17 protein-coding genes are annotated in these 16,223 nt (G+C 71.8%); 3 read left to right on the forward strand and 14 right to left on the reverse strand.

From position 1 onward, the window contains the following. The first annotated feature begins 22 nt into the window (after positions 1-22). The 3 genes from ACZ5CW_RS21325 to ACZ5CW_RS21335 all read left to right on the forward strand — a co-directional run bounded on the left by ACZ5CW_RS21325 (position 23) and on the right by ACZ5CW_RS21335 (position 3,162). Positions 23-1,039 carry a ketopantoate reductase family protein gene (locus ACZ5CW_RS21325; protein ID WP_468603581.1) on the forward strand — a complete coding sequence of 339 codons (1,017 nt, stop codon included), beginning with the start codon at positions 23-25 and terminating at the stop codon, positions 1,037-1,039. 88 nt (positions 1,040-1,127) lie between these two features. After that, positions 1,128-2,078, forward strand: a complete 951-nt coding sequence (locus ACZ5CW_RS21330) for a sigma-70 family RNA polymerase sigma factor (protein WP_468603583.1) — start codon at positions 1,128-1,130, stop codon at positions 2,076-2,078. A gap of 760 nt (positions 2,079-2,838) precedes the next feature. Continuing rightward, the gene (locus ACZ5CW_RS21335) at positions 2,839-3,162 is read left to right on the forward strand and encodes a hypothetical protein (protein WP_468603585.1); all 324 of its coding nucleotides are present in this window, start codon (positions 2,839-2,841) and stop codon (positions 3,160-3,162) included. A 34-nt stretch (positions 3,163-3,196) separates the two neighbouring features. Here the strand turns inward: ACZ5CW_RS21335 and ACZ5CW_RS21340 are convergent, their stop codons facing one another. The 14 genes from ACZ5CW_RS21340 to ACZ5CW_RS21405 all read right to left on the reverse strand — a co-directional run bounded on the left by ACZ5CW_RS21340 (position 3,197) and on the right by ACZ5CW_RS21405 (position 16,130). After that, a complete protein-coding gene (locus ACZ5CW_RS21340; RefSeq protein WP_468603587.1) occupies positions 3,197-3,934 on the reverse strand; it encodes a sirohydrochlorin chelatase in 738 nt (245 codons plus the stop codon). Positions 3,935-3,942: 8 nt separating this feature from the next. Then, entirely contained in the window at positions 3,943-4,821 is an 879-nt protein-coding gene (locus tag ACZ5CW_RS21345; protein WP_468603589.1) for an ABC transporter permease, read from the reverse strand. Further along, positions 4,808-5,611 (reverse strand): ABC transporter ATP-binding protein, encoded by an 804-nt coding sequence (locus ACZ5CW_RS21350; protein WP_468603591.1) that lies wholly within the window; start codon positions 5,609-5,611, stop codon positions 4,808-4,810. The genes ACZ5CW_RS21345 and ACZ5CW_RS21350 overlap by 14 nt, the downstream gene beginning before the upstream one ends. A gap of 11 nt (positions 5,612-5,622) precedes the next feature. Then, positions 5,623-6,732, reverse strand: a complete 1,110-nt coding sequence (locus ACZ5CW_RS21355) for an aliphatic sulfonate ABC transporter substrate-binding protein (protein WP_468603593.1) — start codon at positions 6,730-6,732, stop codon at positions 5,623-5,625. 235 nt (positions 6,733-6,967) lie between these two features. Further along, entirely contained in the window at positions 6,968-8,302 is a 1,335-nt protein-coding gene (locus tag ACZ5CW_RS21360) for a sulfate adenylyltransferase subunit 1 (protein ID WP_468603595.1), read from the reverse strand. Positions 8,303-8,304: 2 nt separating this feature from the next. Next, entirely contained in the window at positions 8,305-9,240 is a 936-nt protein-coding gene (cysD, locus tag ACZ5CW_RS21365) for a sulfate adenylyltransferase subunit CysD (RefSeq protein ID WP_468603597.1), read from the reverse strand. After that, a complete protein-coding gene (cysC, locus tag ACZ5CW_RS21370) occupies positions 9,237-9,803 on the reverse strand; it encodes an adenylyl-sulfate kinase (protein ID WP_468603599.1) in 567 nt (188 codons plus the stop codon). The genes cysD and cysC overlap by 4 nt, the downstream gene beginning before the upstream one ends. Next, positions 9,800-10,510 carry a phosphoadenylyl-sulfate reductase gene (locus tag ACZ5CW_RS21375; RefSeq protein ID WP_468603601.1) on the reverse strand — a complete coding sequence of 237 codons (711 nt, stop codon included), beginning with the start codon at positions 10,508-10,510 and terminating at the stop codon, positions 9,800-9,802. Before ACZ5CW_RS21375 ends, cysC begins: the two co-directional genes overlap by 4 nt. After that, positions 10,507-10,689, reverse strand: a complete 183-nt coding sequence (locus tag ACZ5CW_RS21380; RefSeq protein WP_468603603.1) for a hypothetical protein — start codon at positions 10,687-10,689, stop codon at positions 10,507-10,509. Before ACZ5CW_RS21380 ends, ACZ5CW_RS21375 begins: the two co-directional genes overlap by 4 nt. After that, positions 10,686-12,383 carry a nitrite/sulfite reductase gene (locus ACZ5CW_RS21385; RefSeq protein WP_468603605.1) on the reverse strand — a complete coding sequence of 566 codons (1,698 nt, stop codon included), beginning with the start codon at positions 12,381-12,383 and terminating at the stop codon, positions 10,686-10,688. The genes ACZ5CW_RS21380 and ACZ5CW_RS21385 overlap by 4 nt, the downstream gene beginning before the upstream one ends. A 124-nt stretch (positions 12,384-12,507) precedes the next feature. Beyond that, on the reverse strand, positions 12,508-12,591 hold the full coding sequence (locus ACZ5CW_RS21390) for a putative leader peptide (protein WP_309486338.1): 84 nt from the start codon (positions 12,589-12,591) through the stop codon (positions 12,508-12,510). Positions 12,592-12,718: 127 nt separating this feature from the next. Then, complete coding sequence (locus ACZ5CW_RS21395) at positions 12,719-13,291, reverse strand: GNAT family N-acetyltransferase (protein WP_468603607.1); 573 nt, start codon at positions 13,289-13,291, stop codon at positions 12,719-12,721. Between the two features lie 57 nt (positions 13,292-13,348). Beyond that, positions 13,349-14,683 carry a hypothetical protein gene (locus tag ACZ5CW_RS21400; protein ID WP_468603609.1) on the reverse strand — a complete coding sequence of 445 codons (1,335 nt, stop codon included), beginning with the start codon at positions 14,681-14,683 and terminating at the stop codon, positions 13,349-13,351. A 157-nt stretch (positions 14,684-14,840) separates the two neighbouring features. After that, entirely contained in the window at positions 14,841-16,130 is a 1,290-nt protein-coding gene (locus ACZ5CW_RS21405) for a GAF domain-containing protein (protein WP_468603611.1), read from the reverse strand. Positions 16,131-16,223: the final 93 nt, after the last annotated feature.

Below are 16,223 nucleotides of genomic sequence, written 5' to 3' on the forward strand. Positions count from 1 at the left end.
GCGGTGTGCGAGGCTCTGTCCCATGCGCTACATCATCATCGGGGCGGGAGCGGTCGGCGGGACCGTCGGCGGACGGCTGGCCCAGGCCGGGCGCGAGGTCGTCCTCGTGGCACGCGGCCGGCATCTGACGGCACTGGACGAGCACGGGCTGCGACTGCGGGTGCCGGAGGGAGAGTCGACGTACCGGCTGCCCGCCGTCGACGGGCCCGGCCCGCTCGGCGAGCTGCGCGCCGACGACGTCCTCGTCCTGGCGGTCAAGACCCAGGACACCGTGGCCGCCCTGGACACCTGGGCCGGCCTGCCCGTCGCGGGCGGCGGCACGGCGGCCGAGCGCCTGCCGCTCGTGTGCCTGCAGAACGGTGTCGAGAGCGGCCGGCTCGCCCTGCGCCGCTTCCGGCACGTGTACGGCGTCTGCGTCTGGCTGCCGTCGACCTTCGTGGAGCCCGGCGTCGTCTCCGCCGCCGGCACCCCGCTCACCGGCATCCTGCACCTGGGCCGCCTCCCGCACGGCACCGACGACACCGCCCGCCGGATCGCCGCCGACCTGGAGGACGCCCACTTCGAGGCGCCGGTCGTACCGGACGTGGCCCGCTGGCAGTACGCCAAACTGCTCGGGAACCTCGGCAACGCGCTCGAAGCGGTGAGCGGGCCCGTCGCCGGCGAGGAGGCCGAGGCCCTGTTCGCACGCGTACGCGCCGAGGGGGAGGCCGTGCTCGCCGCCGCCGGCATCGCCTACGTGAGCGTGGAGGAACAGCGCACGGCCCGCGGCGACAAGGTGACCCTCGTCCCGCTGGACGGGGCCCCACGCGGAGGCGGGTCCTCCTGGCAGTCCCTCGTCCGGGGCACCGGCACCATCGAGGCGGACTACCTCAACGGCGAGATCGTTCTCCTCGGCCGGCAGCACGGCACACCCGCCCCGCTGAACGAACTGCTGCAGCACCTCGCCACCGCCTTCGCGCGAGAGAGCCGCGCGGCGGGATCCCTGCCGATCGCCGAACTGGTCGCCCTGGCGGACAAGGCCGCCTCCGAAGACGGTTGATCTTCCGGCCGGTTTGGCGTTTCGTGTCCCACGGCCGGGCGCGGTGCCGCGCCCGGCCGATGCGACGCACGAACGGGACGGGGGAACGGTGGACGACTTCACGGGGGATGCCGGGCAGCGGCTGGCCGAGCGGTTCGAGACGGACCGGCCGCACCTCGCGGCCGTGGCGTACCGGCTGCTCGGCTCCGCCGCCGAGGCCGACGACGCCCTGCAGGAGGCCTGGCTGCGGGCTCGGCAGACCGACACCGGGGCGATCGAGAACCTCACCGGCTGGCTGACCACCGTGGTCACCCGGGTCTGCCTGAACCTGCTGCGGGCCCGCCGCAACCGGCGCGAGGAGTTCGTCGACGCCTACGACAGCGCGTACGACCGCGCGTACGACAGCGCCCGCGGCGGCGCGCACGGGCCCGGGACCGCGGCCCGCGAGGCCGGCGACCCCGCACGCGAGGCCCTGCTGGCCGACGAGGTGGGCGTCGCGCTGCTGGTCGTGCTCGACACCCTGGGCCCGGCCGAGCGGGTCGCCTTCGTGCTGCACGACATGTTCGCCGTGCCCTTCGACGAGATCGCCCCGCTGCTCGGGAAGACCGCGGCCGCCACCCGGCAACTGGCCAGCCGCGCCCGGCGCCGGGTCCAGGGCCGCCCGCCCGCGCCCGCCGCCGACGCCGGACGCCGCCGCGAGGCCGTCGAGGCGTTCCTGGCCGCCACCCGGGGCGGCGACTTCACGGCCCTGGTCGCCCTGCTCGACCCGGACGTGGTGCTGCACGCCGACGCGCTGGTCGTGCCGACGCCCGAACCGATCACCGTGCGGGGCGCCGAGCCCGTCGCCCGCGGGGCCATGGCCGCCATGGCCCGCGCCCGGTTCACCGGGCTCGCCCTGCTGGACGGCCGGATCGGTCTGGTCATGGCGCCGCACGGTCGCCCGCACCTGGTCCTGGCCTTCGGCTTCGGCGCGGACGGCCGGATCACCCGGGTCGACGTGGTGGCGGAACCGGACCGGCTGCGCGCGATGGGGATCGGGGTCGCGCAGACCGGCCGCTGAGCGGATCCGCAGCGTCCGGCGGACCGCCGACAGGGTGCGGTCCGGAACGCTGCTGCGGCCGTTCCGCGTGCCGCCGGGGCGGCGGGACTCGCGGGCCGGGTCCGGGAGTTGGCCAGGCATGCCGGCTTCGTCGCATCCGTGCGCCTCCGCACCCGCGGCTTCCGCTTCGGCTGATCCGGAAGACGAGTGGCCGATAAACGCCCCTCCGGCGCGAAGGCCGCACCCCACGTGTGACGCGTGGCCCGCGACCGGCGCAGAACGAAGAGCCACCGCGGTCCGACGTCACAGGGGAACGCCGGACCGCGGTGGCCCTCTACCACGCATCGGCCTCCCGATGGCCCGGCTCGCCGAACTCCGCGAAAACCCCGCACGGTGTTCCTAGGCTGAACGGCGCAACGGCCGCAGGCGGACGGACGAGGGAGACGGGCAGGCCATGGCCTTCACGCGGGTGCACCGCGCACCCTCCTCGGCGGCAGCCGGCGCCCGGTCAACGCACACCGATCACCCGGATGGGTGGCGATTTTCGGCCCACTTGGCGACGGTCCCCGCCCGTCCGCGGCAGCGGCACCACGACAGGGCGCCGACCAGGGTGCGCCCCGCCGTCACCCTTGCGACAAGGCCGTACCGGACATCCGTACCGGGACCCTCGACATCGGTAACGTCAGCGATCCCGGCCCCGCCCGCACCGAAGCCGCACCCCCATACCCCGACGGCCGCTCAGGACCCCAAGCGCCCTGAGGGCCAGAAGCGAGGACAGCACATGAGCACGTACCACTTCGGAAACGTCAACGGACCGGTCGGCTACGGCGACCACGGCCGGGCCGGAACGGGCAACGGCGCACTGGACCTGGAGACCCTGATGGAGGTCGCCGACCGGCTCACCGAGACGCTGCACGCCGAGTACCCGGAACTGGTCGCCCAGGGCGAGAGCATCCAGCGCGAGCTGGGGCTGTCCGCCGAGGACGGCCTGCCGCCCAACCGGGGCCGGATCCGTACCGCGCTGGAGATCATCGCCATCAGGGCGTCGGCCGGCACCGGCAGCCTCGTCTTCACCCAGCAGCTCACGTACGCCCTCGGCCTCTGACCGGCCCGAGCCTGTCCGGGCGCGGCGGCCGTGGTCAGGCGCCGAGTGCCGCGAGGGCCGGCCGTCCGGCGGCGTCGTAGCGGTCCAGCAGCACCCGCGCCACCTCCGGCGCCGGACCCAGCACGTCCGCCAGCACGTCCGCCTCGGCCGCGCCCCGGGCGATGCGGTCCGGCAGAAAGCCGGGGGCCAGGACGTACGGCGCGACGGCGACCCGCTCACAGCCGAGGGCACGCAGCTCCCGTACGGCGTCCTCGGTACGGGGAAGGGATGCGGAGGCGAACGCAGGCCGCACGGCGCACCAACCGGTGTGCCACCACTCCCGCGCGATGTCAGCGATCACTGCGATCGCCTCCGGGTCGGAGGACCCCGCCGAGGCCAGCACGACCCCGGTCGAGGACTTGTCGGCGGGCGTCAGCCCCGCCTCGTACAGGCGCCGTTCCAGCGCCGCCAGCAGCAGCGGGGACGGGCCGAGCACATCGGCCTGCCGGATCCGCAGCCGCGCCGGCGCCTCCCGCAGCACGGCCGGGATGTCGGCCTTGGCGTGGAAGGCGCGGGTCAGCAGCAGCGGCAGGGCGACGACGTCCCGCACACCCTCCGCCGCCAGCGACTCCAGCACCCCGTGCACGGAGGGGACGTTGAAGTCCAGGAAGCCGGTCTCCACGCGCAGCCCCGGCCGCTGCGACCGTACGCGCTCCACCAGGGCGTGCACGGTCGCAGCGTGCCGCGGGTCGCGGCTGCCGTGGGCGATGACGAGGAGAACCGGGTTGCGCATGGTCGTGCTCAGCTCTTCACCAGCAGGCCGCGGCTGCGCAGCACCCACCGCTCCAGGGGGCTGAAGATCAGCAGGTCGATGGCGATACCGACGAACAGGATGAGCAGGATCGCCTCGAACACCATGGCCATGTCGCTGGCGGTGCGGGCGGTCTCCAGCAGCTGGCCGAGGCCCACGCCCAGGTCGGGGAACTGGGCGATGATCTCCGCGGCCATCAGCGAGCGCCACGAGAACGCCCAGCCCTGCTTGAGGCCCGCCACATAACCGGGCAGCGCCGCGGGCAGCGTGACGTGCCAGATGCCCTTGACGCCCGTCGCGCCCATCGTGCGGCCCGCGCGCAGGAACAGCGGCGGCACCTGGTCGACACCGGACACCAGACCGTTGGCGATGGAGGGGACCGCGCCGAGCAGGATCACCGCGTACATCATGGAGTTGTTCAGGCCGAGCCAGATCACGGCCGGCGGCACCCACGCCACCGACGGCAGCGACTGCAGGCCGGACAGGATCGGGCCGATGGCCGCGCGCACGAATTTCACCCGGGCCACCAGCAGACCCAGCGGGGTGCCGATGAGGAGCGCGAAGGCGAAGCCCAGCAGACCCCGCGAGACGCTGGTCCAGATGTAGTCGAGCAGATTGCCCTGCAGCCAGGCGTCCTTGAACGCGCTGCCCACCGCCGCCGGCGAGGGCAGCTTGCTCGGGTTGTCGACGACCGGGTAGAGCAGGGCCCAGATCACCAGGACCACCGCGATCGCGATGATCGGCGGCAGGATCTTGTTGACGAAGGTCTGCCGGAGGGTCGGCCGGCCGGCGGCCGTGGTCTCCAGTGCGTCCAGGCCCGCCTCGACGCTCCCGGAGTCCTGGACCGGTGTCATCTCAGTGCTGGCCATGACGGCGGATCTCCCCACGCAGTACATCGGTGATCTCAAGGGACAGTTCGGCCACGGGCGCGTCCTCGATGCGGCGCGGCTGCGGAATGTCGACCGTCCACTCGCGCGCGATGCGGCCGGGACGGGAGGACAGCAGGATGACCCGCTGCGCGAGCCGTACGGCCTCGCGCACGTTGTGCGTGACGAACAGGACCGACAGACCCGTCTCCGCCCAGATGCGGGTCAGCTCGTCGTGCAGCACGTCCCGCGTGATGGCGTCCAGAGCCGCGAACGGCTCGTCCATCAGCAGGATCTGGCTCTCCTGCGCCAGCGCGCGGGCCATCGCCACACGTTGGCGCATGCCGCCCGACAGCTCGTGGACGCGCTTGCCGTACGCGCCCTTCAGCCGGACGAGTTCGAGCAGCTCCTCGGCCCTGGTGCGCCGCTCGGGCTTGGCAACACCCCTTAGCTTCAGGGCGAGTTCGATGTTCTTGCCCGCGGTCAGCCACGGGAAGAGGGCGTGCTCCTGGAACATCAGGGCCGGCCGGCCGTCCGTGGCGATGGAGCCGGCCGTCGGCCGGTCGAGGCCGGCCACCAGGTTCAGCAGGGTGGACTTGCCGCACCCCGATGCCCCCAGGAGGGTGACGAACTCACCCGGCGCGACATCGATGCTGATGTCGTCCAGGACGAGCTGCTGCCCGCCCGGCGTCGCGAAGGACTTCGAGACATGCTCAAGGCGTGCCGCGTACTCGACCGACTCGGCGGCCTTGGCGAGAGTCGTGGCCATGGTCGTCACCTCCTGGGAAGTCATCGGGTCTGGTGTCAGCTGCTGCCGAGACCGGCGTCGTCGACCGCGCTCTTGCCCTCGGCCTTGAGGACCTTGTTGAGGATCGTGAGGTCGTAGATCCCCTTCAGGTTCGGCTTCTCCAGCAGACCGGCCTTGACCGCGTGCTCCGCCTCGGTGTTGAGGGTGGACGCCAGCGGGTCGTCGGTGAACTGGACCGACTTCCACGCCGGGTCCAGGACGTCGGCCGGCAGCGCCTTGCCGGAGTCGGACTCCAGCTGCTTGTTCGCGGCGGCCTTAGCCTCGTCCGGGTGGGCGTTGATCCACTTGTTGGTCTCGACCGAGGCCTTCAGGACGGCCTCGACCGCCTTCGGGTGGTCCTTGAGGAAACCCTGGCGCACGATGATGTTCGTGATCACGAACTTCTTGTCGGGCCACAGCGTCGCCTCGTCCAGCAGCACCTTGCCGCCCGCGGCGACCAGCTTGGACGCGGTCGGCTCCGGCACCCAGGCACCGTCGACGGAACCGGCCTTGTAGGCATCCGGGGTGATCTTGTTGTCGGTGCGGACGACCGTCACGTCACCCTTGCCGCTCTGCGCGTCGACCTTCCAGCCCTGGTCGGCGATCCAGTTGAGGAACGCCACGTCCTGCGTGTTGCCCAGCTGCGGGGTGGCGATCTTCTTGCCCTTGACGTCCTTGAGGGACTTGACCTTGTCCGGGTTCACCACGAGCTTCACACCGCCCGACGCCGAACCACCGATGATCTTCAGGCTCTTGCCGTCGGACTTCGTGTAGCCGTTGATCGCGGGGGAGGGGCCGATCCAGCCGATGTCGATGGAGCCGGAGTTGAGCGCCTCGATCTCGGAGGGGCCGGCGTTGAAGGTCGCGTACGACGCCTTGGTGGCGCCCAGCTCCTTCTGGAAGAAGCCCTTCTGGTTGCCGACCAGCGCGGTGGCGTGGGTCAGGTTGCCGAAGTACCCGATCTTGACGGAGTCGAGTCCGTCGATCTTCTCGGCCCCGGCGGCGATCTTGGCCGTGTTGTCGTCCTTGGACTCGGACCCGTAACCGCAGGCGGCCAGGGTGAGCAAGGGAAGAGCGGCGACCACGGCTATGCCGCGGCGAAGGAGTGTGGAGCTGTTGGCAGGCACGGGAGGCGTTCCTCTCGTTGGCCCGGCGGTCACGGTCTCTCAGGTCGTGGCCGGGAGTTCGGCAAAGGGTCTTCGTCGCTTCCGGGACGGCGGGTGGGGGGACAGGGCGCGCAAGCGGTGCGCGTACGTCACCGCACACATCGCGCCACTCCGCCCTGCCCGCTGCCGAGGGCGCCGCTGCCGATGCGGCCGCCCTCCTTCGCGAACGTGGAGTAGTAGTCGGTGGAGTTCATGCTCAGAAGTCCCACCCGTCGTCCTCGGCCTCGTCCTTGACGGGCTCGGGGGACGCGAACGACTCGCCGACCATGCCCGCGGTGAGCGTGGTGCCGTCGTTCGGATCGATCAGGATGAAGGAGCCCGTGCGGCGCGAGTCGGCGTAGGCGTCGACCGGCAGCGGCTCGGCGGTACGGATCTTCACGCGGCCGATGTCGTTGGCGACCAGCTGTCCCGGGTGCGGGTGCAGGGAGAGGTCGTCGAGCGTGAGCCGGGAGGGGATGTCCTTGACGATGGCCTTGACCGTGCGGGTGCCGTGCTTGAGCAGCACCCGGTGGCCGACGGTGAGCGGGGCGTCGGCGACGTGGCAGACGGTCGCCTCCACGTCCTGCGTGGTGGCCGGCGCGTCCTTCGTCGGCACGATCAGGTCGCCGCGCGAGACGTCGATGTCGTCCTCCAGCAGGATCGTCACCGACTGCGTCGTCCACGCCACGTCGACCGGCTCGCCCAGCAGGTCGATGCCGGAGATCGTCGTGGTCCGGCCGGACGGCAGGACCGTGACCGCCTCGCCGACCCGGAAGGTGCCGGCCGCGATCTGGCCCGCGTAGCCCCGGTAGTCCGGGTGCTCGGCGGTCTGCGGCCGGATCACGTACTGCACGGGCAGCCGGGCGTGGCAGTGCGCCAGGTCGTGGCTGACCGGCACGGTCTCCAGGTGCTCCAGCACGGTCGGGCCGCCGTACCAGTCCATGTTCGCGGACGGCTCCACCACGTTGTCACCGGCCAGCGCCGAGATCGGGATCGCGGTGACCTCGGGGACGCCCAGATCGGTCGCGTACGCCGTGAACTCCTCGGCGATCGCGGCGAACACCTTCTCCTCGTACCCGACGAGGTCCATCTTGTTGACGGCGAGGACGGCGTGCGGGACGCGCAGCAGGGCGGCGATGGCCGCGTGCCGGCGGGTCTGCTCGACCACGCCGTTGCGGGCGTCCACCAGGATCACCGTCAGCTCGGCCGTGGACGCGCCCGTGACCATGTTCCGGGTGTACTGCACATGACCCGGGGTGTCGGCCAGGATGAACCGGCGGCGGGGCGTGGCGAAGTAGCGGTAGGCCACGTCGATGGTGATGCCCTGCTCGCGCTCGGCGCGCAGGCCGTCGGTGAGCAGCGCGAGGTCCGGGCCCTCCTGCCCGCGGCTCGCCGAAGCGCGCTCCACGGCCTCCAACTGGTCGGCGAGGACCGACTTGGAGTCGTGCAGCAGCCGCCCGACGAGGGTGGACTTGCCGTCGTCGACGGAGCCGGCGGTGGCGAACCGCAGCAGGGTGGTGGCCGAGAGCGCCTCGGTCGTGGTCGTGCTCATGCTTAGAAGTACCCCTCGCGCTTGCGGTCTTCCATCGCGGCCTCGGAGAGCTTGTCGTCGGCGCGGGTGGCGCCGCGCTCGGTCAGCCGGGAGGCGGCGATCTCGGCGATCACGGCGTCCAGCGTGGTCGCGTCGGAGTCGACCGCGCCCGTGCAGGACATGTCACCGACGGTCCGGTAGCGGACCAGCCGCTTCTCGACGGTCTCGCCGTCCTTCGGGCCGCCCCACTCGCCGGCGGTCAGCCACATGCCGCTCCGCCGGAACACCTCACGCTCGTGCGCGAAGTAGATCTCCGGCAGCTCGATGCCCTCGCGGGTGATGTACTGCCAGACGTCCAGCTCGGTCCAGTTGGACAGCGGGAAGACGCGGACGTGCTCACCCGGGGCGTGGCGGCCGTTGTACAGGTTCCACAGCTCGGGGCGCTGGCGGCGCGGGTCCCACTGGGAGAACTCGTCGCGCAGGGAGAAGACGCGTTCCTTGGCGCGGGCCTTCTCCTCGTCGCGGCGTCCGCCGCCGAAGACCGCGTCGAACTTCTCGCTCTGGATCTTCTCCGTCAGCGGGAGTGTCTGGAGCGGGTTGCGGGTGCCGTCGGGACGCTCCTTCAGCACACCGCGGTCGATGTAGTCCTGGACGGAGGCCACATGGAGGCGCAGCCCATGTGCGGCCACCACACGGTCCCGGTACTCCAGGACCTCGGGGAAGTTGTGTCCCGTGTCCACATGGAGCAGAGAGAAGGGGACCGCGGCCGGGGCGAAGGCCTTCAGCGCGAGGTGCAGCATGACGATGGAGTCCTTGCCACCGGAGAACAGGATCACCGGGTTCTCGAACTCGCCCGCCACCTCGCGGAAGATGTGCACCGCCTCGGACTCCAGCGCGTCCAGGTGGGAGAGCGCGTACGGGCTGTCCGTGCCGTCCTCGACCTTGGCGATCGTGGTCATGCCAGTCCCCTCTCGCTCAGCAGCGCGTGCACGGACGCGGCGGACTCCCGCACCGTCTGGTGCTGCGACTCGATCCGCAGATCAGGCGTCTCGGGCTCCTCGTACGGGTCGTCGACCCCGGTGAGCCCGGACAACTCACCCGCGGCCTGCTTCGCGTACAGGCCCTTCACATCGCGTTCGCTGCACACCTCGACCGGGGTCGCCACGTGGATCTCCAGGTACGGAGTCCCGTTCTCCTCGTGCCGCTTGCGCACCGCGTCCCGACTGTCCGTGAACGGCGCGATCACCGGCACCAGCGCCTTGACGCCGTTGCGGGCGAGCAGTTCGGCGACGAAGCCGATGCGCTGCACGTTGGTGTGCCGGTCCTCGCGGGAAAAGCCGAGGCCCGCCGAGATGAACTCGCGGATCTCGTCGCCGTCGAGCACCTCGACCCGGTGGCCCTCGGCGCGGAGCAGGCCGGCCAGCTCGTACGCGATGGTGGTCTTGCCGGCGCTCGGCAGACCCGTGAGCCAGACGGTGGCTCCGGTCGTCACGTGGTTCTCCTGAATCTGATCGTTCGTCATCCGTGCAGCCCGCACTCGGTCTTGGCGCGGCCCGCCCAGCGGCCGGCACGCGCGTCCTCGCCCTCCAGGACCCTCCGGGTGCACGGGGCGCAGCCGACGGAGGCGTAGCCGTCCATCAGCAACGGGTTGGTGAGCACACCGTGTTCGGCGATGTACGCGTCCACGTCGTCCTGGGTCCAGCGGGCGATCGGGGAGATCTTGACCTTCCGCCGCTTCTCGTCCCAGCCGACGACCGGGGTGTTCGCCCGGGTCGGGGACTCGTCGCGGCGCAGGCCCGTCGCCCACGCCTGATAACCCTTCAGGCCCTCTTCCAGGGGCTGGACCTTGCGCAGCTTGCAGCACAGGTCGGGATCGCGGTCGTGCAGCTTCGGCCCGTACTGGGCGTCCTGCTCGGCGACCGTCTGCCGCGGCGTGAGGGTGATGACGTTGACGTCCATCACGGCCTCCACGGCGTCCCGGGTGCCGATGGTCTCCGGGAAGTGGTAGCCGGTGTCGAGGAAGACCACGTCGACGCCCTTGAGCACGCGGGAGGCGAGATGGGCGACCACGGCGTCCTCCATGGAGGAGGTGACGCAGAACCCCTTGCCGAAGGTGTCCACCGCCCACTGGAGGATCTCCAGGGCGGAGGCGTCCTCGAGGTCGCGGCCCGCCTGCTCGGCGAGCTGCCGCAACTCCTCGTTCGTACGCTCTTCCTGAGCGGTCGTCATATCCGGTCGTCCCCTCCGTTGTCGGCTTGTCGCAGACCCCGGGCGAGCAGCCCCAGGAACTTCAGCCGGAATGCGCGGTTGCACGCCCCGCATTCCCAGGCGCCGTGGCCCTCCTCGCTCGGACGCAGGTCCTCGTCACCGCAGTAGGGGCAGTGGAAGGGCGCGGCACGCTCCGTCATGACAGGGCCTCCTCGTCGGCCCGCGCCGCCCAGGTGGCGAACCGCTCGCCGTCCGCGCGCTCGGCCTGGTAACGCTTCAGGACCCGCTCGACGTAGTCGGGCAGCTCGTCCGCGGTCACCTTCAGGCCCCGCACCTTGCGGCCGAAGCCCGCCTCCAGGCCGAGCGCACCGCCGAGGTGCACCTGGTAGCCCTCGACCTGCTCGCCCTGGTCGTTGAGGACCAGCTGGCCCTTGAGACCGATGTCCGCCACCTGGATACGGGCGCAGGCGTTCGGGCAGCCGTTGAGGTTGATGGTGATCGGCTGGTCGAAGTCCGGCAGCCGGCGCTCCAGCTCGTCGATCAGCTGCGAACCGCGCTGCTTGGTCTCGACGATGGCGAGCTTGCAGAACTCGATGCCGGTGCAGGCCATGGTGCCGCGCCGGAAGGAGGACGGGCGGGCGGTGAGGTCCAGCGCCTCCAAGCCCTCGACCAGCGAGTCGACCTGCCCCTCCTCGACATCGAGGACGATCATCTTCTGCTCGACGGTGGTGCGGACCCGGCCCGAGCCGTGCGCCTCCGCGAGGTCGGCGATCTTCGTCAGCGTGGCGCCGTCGACCCGGCCGACCCGCGGGGCGAACCCGACGTAGAACCGGCCGTCCTTCTGCCGGTGGACACCGATGTGGTCGCGCCACTGCCGGACCGGCTGCTCGGGGGCGGGCCCGTCGACCAGCTTGCGGTTCAGGTACTCGTCCTCCAGCACCTGCCGGAACTTCTCCGCGCCCCAGTCGGCGACGAGGAACTTCAGCCGGGCCCGGTTGCGCAGGCGGCGGTAGCCGTAGTCGCGGAAGATCGAGATGACGCCCTCGTAGACGTCCGGGACCTCGTCGATCGGGACCCAGGTGCCGAGCCGCACGCCGAGCTTGGGGTTGGTGGACAGACCGCCGCCGACCCACACGTCGAAGCCCGGACCGTGCTCGGGGTGCCGGACACCGACGAACGCGACGTCGTTGATCTCGTGCACGACGTCCAGCAGCGGCGAACCCGAGATGGCCGTCTTGAACTTGCGGGGGAGGTTCGAGTACGCCGGGTTGTTCAGGACGCGGCGCTTCATCTCCTCCAGCGCCGGCGTGGCGTCGATGATCTCGTCCTCGGCGATGCCGGCGACCGGCGAGCCGATCATCACACGCGGGGTGTCGCCGCACGCGGTGACCGTGGACAGGCCCACACTCTCCAGCCGGTCCCAGATCGCGGGCACGTCCTCGATCCGGATCCAGTGGTACTGGACGTTCTGCCGGTCGGTGATGTCCGCGGTACCGCGCGCGAACTCCTGCGAGACCTCGCCGATCACCCGCAACTGCCGCGTCGTGAGCGCACCGCCGTCGATCCGCACCCGCAGCATGAAGTACTCGTCGTCCAGCTCCTCCGGCTCCAGGATCGCGGTCTTGCCGCCGTCGATCCCGGGCTTGCGCTGGGTGTACAGGCCCCACCAGCGCATCCGGCCGCGCAGGTCGTTCGGGTCGATCGAGTCGAAGCCGCGCTTGGAGTAGATCGTCTCAATGCGTGTCCGCACGTTGAGACCGTCGTCGTCCTTCTTGAACTGCTCGTTGCCGTTGAGCGGGGTGAAGTGTCCCGCTGCCCACTGACCCTCGCCACGGTGACGGCTCACCTTGCGGCGGGGCGCGGAGGCGGCTGGGTTCTGTGGGGTGGCGGCCATGGTTCTACGTCCTTCGGGACAGGCGGAAAGCGGCTCTGACCTGCGCATGCATGCGCGCGCGGGCATGGTGGCGCGTCATTGCGCAGGCGGAATCAGGTGCGAGGAGATCGGCGGTGCTGGTGCGTCAGCTCGCCGGACAGATGGCGCTGGACATGCGGCCGAGGTCGACGTGCCGCCGACTCACCAAGGCAATTCCAGTTCCAGACATGGCGGAAGCGTGTCACGGCGATCTGGACAGAGTCCAGCTTCGTCCATCATGCGGACACCCTTGTCCCGAAATGTGGAACAAGGGTGTCGTCGCTCACATGTGCCGCAGGGAGGCTTGTCCCGGCAGGTCAGGCGGGGTATGCGCCGGGCCACGGCCCGGGAGTCGCCGCGTCGGGCTCCAGCTCCACCTTGGTGTCGAACAGCTGGAACCCACGCCGCTGGTAGTTGCCCATCGCGTGCTCGCCGTCCTTGCTGCACGTGTGCAGCCACACCCGCTTGGTCGGCGTACGCCCCGGCCAGCGCTCGGCCAGATCCCAGGCGCGGGCCGTGCCGTACGACAGCAGATGTCCGCCGATGCGCCGGCCGCGGAAAGCGGGGATCAGGCCGAAGTAGACGATCTCGACCACGCCCTCGTCCTGCGGGTCCAGCTCGACATAGCCGGCCGGGGTGCCCCGGTCGTAGGCCACCCACGTCTCCACGCCGGGCCGGTCCCCATGCTCCCGCCACTGGGCGTACGTCCAGCCGAGCCGGTCGGTCCACTGGATGTCGCCGCCGACCGAGGCGTACAGGAAGCGGCTGAACTCGGGGGAGGGGACCTCGGCGCGGACGATCCGGACGTCGCCCTCGGGCGCGGCGGCGGCCAGGAGGTCGGCCGGTGACGTCTGCTCCAGGGACCAGGTGGTGACAGGGACGCTGCTCATGCGGGCCAGGGAATCATCCCGTCGGCCGCTCTGTCGATCGACCAGGTCACGCGGGGCTCACTCCAGTGACCGGTCGAGGGCGGCCAGGGGCAGGGAGAAGAGCATGCGGTCCGACAGCGACCACACCTCGCCCGTCTCCGGCCAGTAGGAGAGGGAGCCCGCCGCCTGTGCCCAGCAGCGGTGCGAGGAGTCGGCGCCGCACCGGGCGGCCCGCGCCCCCTTGCCGTCCTGCCGCCACAGACCGCCGTGGCCGTCCCGAGAGGCGGGCAGGTGTCCCACATACCAGGACGGTTCTTCCGTGCCGGCCCACCGGTACGACAAGACCCCGCGGATTCCGGCCGCCCGGGTCCGGTACGCCTCCACCGCGTCCGCCCGCCCCGTGGGGCCCGTGGCGAGCAGTCCTTCGCGCGCCGGGTCGCTGTCGAACGCGTACCGCCACAGCCGGGCCTTCCGGTCGCTGCCGGGCGCGGTCCACTCCGCCGCGGCCAGGCTGTCGGGCGCGGTGCCCCGGTCGAGGGCGAGGGCACCGGGACAGGGCGGCCCGGAGGCCGCACAACGGCCGGAGGCGAAGCGGTAGGAGCCGACCGCGGGCATCACGTACCGGTAGCCGTCGGCGGACCAGCCGCCGGGCACCCGGCCGATCGCGGGCCCGTCGACCGTGGTGCGCTGGATGCGGTCGAGGTCGTAGACGTAGAGCGCGTCGGCGCTGCCGGTGGAGGCGGTGACCAGCAGCTTGTTCCGGTACCAGACCATGCCGGAGACACCGGAGGTCAGACCCCGGTAGTCCCGGCCGCCGTGGACCGGTACCACCAGCAGCACCCAGCGGTAGGCGAGGCGGTCGGGGTCGTCGGCGTCGACGAAGGCGACCCGGGCGAGGCCGCGCTCGGCGGGGCGGCCGGCGGTGGTGCTGTGGGTCCAGCCGGCGAGGACGACCCGGTGCCTGCCCCAGACGCCGTCGTCGTCGGCGTCGCCGGACGTGGTCACCGAGGCCGGCCGCCAGGCGGTGGACGCGGCGTCGGCCGGGTCCCAGCAGTAGGCCCGGGTGGCGGCGGGGGCGACGGGCAGGGACGCGCGGTCGCCGGCGGAGCAGTCGGAGCCCGCGCGCATGCCGCGGTCGGTGCTCTCGAGTACGGCCCCGACACCGACCGGGCGGCCCATCGAGGCGGAGAGCCGGTCCAGGGTGCGGGCCGGGACCAGGTGCTCCTGGAGCCGGAGCGGGCCGGTGTCCGCCGGGGAGGAGAGCGGCTTGAGCGCGCCCGGGCCCCCGGTGACGTCCGCCTGGGACACGCTGATCAGGGTGGCGGCCGCGGTGAGCGCCAGCGCGGTCCCGGTCAGGAACGCGCGCAGCGCCGCGCCCCGTCTGCGTCGGCGGTGTCTGCCGCGATGCTTCATGTCTCCTCCCGAGCGGGCCAACTGCGCCTGATGATCCGTACGTTGACCGAGGAGCAGGTGGGGAGGCCCGTAGGGATGCTACGGCAGCAAAGGGCCGCGCAGGGCGAAGATGCCGTAAATATGCGGAAGGCACGCTCATGGGGCGGCGGTCCGGCACTCACGGACGCTCCGGCCGGTCGCCCGCCGGGGCCGTCCGTCTGCGGGCCACCGCCGGTGCCGTCGACCCGGGCAGCAGGTCACGCGGGTCGACGGGCAACAGCACCTCGATCTCCGCGTCCTCACAGAAACGATAGGGCCGGTGGCGCAGAAGTTCCCCGAGGTACCGCCTGACACGACACATCTCCGCCCGTACGGTCACAGTCCTGGACGGATCGCCGAACAGGTCCTCGGCGAGACGCGCCGCCCCGTGCCCGGACCGGTGTTCGGCGAGCAGGAACAGCAACTCGGCGTGCCGCGGGCTCAGTTCCCGGGACCACGAGCCCGCCGAGGTCTCCACCGTCAGCGCACAGCGGGCCGGGCGGAGGAGGTCCAGCACGATCCGGGTCGCGGCGCCGGTGAGCGGTCCGTCCTCGGCCCGCAGCAGCCAGCCCCCGGCCAGCGGCTCCACCGCGCACGAGCCGAGCACGGGCAGCCACCGGCGGCCCGGCGACAGCGACTTGGGCAGCCCGACCTGCCGCACGTACGGCATCCCGCTCACCGCGGCCGCCCAGCCGTCCCGGTCCACCACCAGCGCGCGCCCGTCCAGCCGGGCCAGCACGGGCGCCGCGACCGCCCGCAGCCGCTCCAGCGAGGCCAGATGCCGCTCCCGCAGCCGCGCCTCGGCCAGCTTGGCCACCGCGTCCACCCAGGCCAGGGTCGCCGGATGCATCGTCTCCAGCGGGCCGCTGACATCCACGACGCCGATCAGCTTCCCGTCCCTGGGGTCGGTGATCGGGGCGCCGGTGCAGGTCCAGGAGGTGTGCGAGCGCACGAAGTGCTCGCCGGCGAAGACCTGCACGGGCCGTCGTACGACAGCCGGAGTGCCCACCCCGTTGGTGCCGACGACGTCTTCGCGCCAGTCCGCGCCGAGCAGGAAACCGAGGTCGTCGGCCTTGCGCAGCACCGGCCTCGACCCCTCCCGCCACAGCACACGCCCCTCGGCGTCCGCGACGACCATGATGTGCTGGGCGACGTCCGCGACCGAAAGCAGCCCCTCGCGCAGCACCGGCAGGACGTGCCGCAGCGGTGACTCCTCACGCCGGCGCCGAACTTCGTCGCAGGACAGCAGGCCCGACCGGAAGTCGTGGTCGGGGTCGACCCCGCTGCGCCTCATCCGTCCCCACGACTGCTCGATCACCGGCCGGGGCGCGATCGGCGCACGTTCTCCGGCAAGTGTGGCCTCGCGCACCTCGCTCAGCACCCGCGCCGCCTGCGCCGCGTCCACGGCGGCCAGACGCGCCACGTTCATCGGCGGGTTCACCACTGGGGTCCTCCCGGAAAAGGCATCGAACACAACTGTCAAGCCGTCCGGGCGGCGGTTTCCGGTCCGACTGTGCCTCTC

It is taken from the genome of Streptomyces sp. NPDC031379 (assembly GCF_055569615.1).

Coding starts and splice junctions, on each gene's coding strand:
- ACZ5CW_RS21325 (WP_468603581.1), top strand. CDS start 23: ATGCGCTACATCATCATCGGGGCGGGAGCGGTCGGCGGGACCGTCGGC.
- ACZ5CW_RS21335 (WP_468603585.1), top strand. CDS start 2,839: ATGAGCACGTACCACTTCGGAAACGTCAACGGACCGGTCGGCTACGGC.
- ACZ5CW_RS21340 (WP_468603587.1), bottom strand. CDS start 3,934: ATGCGCAACCCGGTTCTCCTCGTCATCGCCCACGGCAGCCGCGACCCG.
- ACZ5CW_RS21345 (WP_468603589.1), bottom strand. CDS start 4,821: ATGGCCAGCACTGAGATGACACCGGTCCAGGACTCCGGGAGCGTCGAG.
- ACZ5CW_RS21350 (WP_468603591.1), bottom strand. CDS start 5,611: ATGACTTCCCAGGAGGTGACGACCATGGCCACGACTCTCGCCAAGGCC.
- ACZ5CW_RS21360 (WP_468603595.1), bottom strand. CDS start 8,302: ATGAGCACGACCACGACCGAGGCGCTCTCGGCCACCACCCTGCTGCGG.
- cysD (WP_468603597.1), bottom strand. CDS start 9,240: ATGACCACGATCGCCAAGGTCGAGGACGGCACGGACAGCCCGTACGCG.
- cysC (WP_468603599.1), bottom strand. CDS start 9,803: ATGACGAACGATCAGATTCAGGAGAACCACGTGACGACCGGAGCCACC.
- ACZ5CW_RS21375 (WP_468603601.1), bottom strand. CDS start 10,510: ATGACGACCGCTCAGGAAGAGCGTACGAACGAGGAGTTGCGGCAGCTC.
- ACZ5CW_RS21380 (WP_468603603.1), bottom strand. CDS start 10,689: ATGACGGAGCGTGCCGCGCCCTTCCACTGCCCCTACTGCGGTGACGAG.
- ACZ5CW_RS21385 (WP_468603605.1), bottom strand. CDS start 12,383: ATGGCCGCCACCCCACAGAACCCAGCCGCCTCCGCGCCCCGCCGCAAG.
- ACZ5CW_RS21390 (WP_309486338.1), bottom strand. CDS start 12,591: ATGTCTGGAACTGGAATTGCCTTGGTGAGTCGGCGGCACGTCGACCTC.
- ACZ5CW_RS21395 (WP_468603607.1), bottom strand. CDS start 13,291: ATGAGCAGCGTCCCTGTCACCACCTGGTCCCTGGAGCAGACGTCACCG.
- ACZ5CW_RS21400 (WP_468603609.1), bottom strand. CDS start 14,683: ATGAAGCATCGCGGCAGACACCGCCGACGCAGACGGGGCGCGGCGCTG.
- ACZ5CW_RS21405 (WP_468603611.1), bottom strand. CDS start 16,130: ATGAACGTGGCGCGTCTGGCCGCCGTGGACGCGGCGCAGGCGGCGCGG.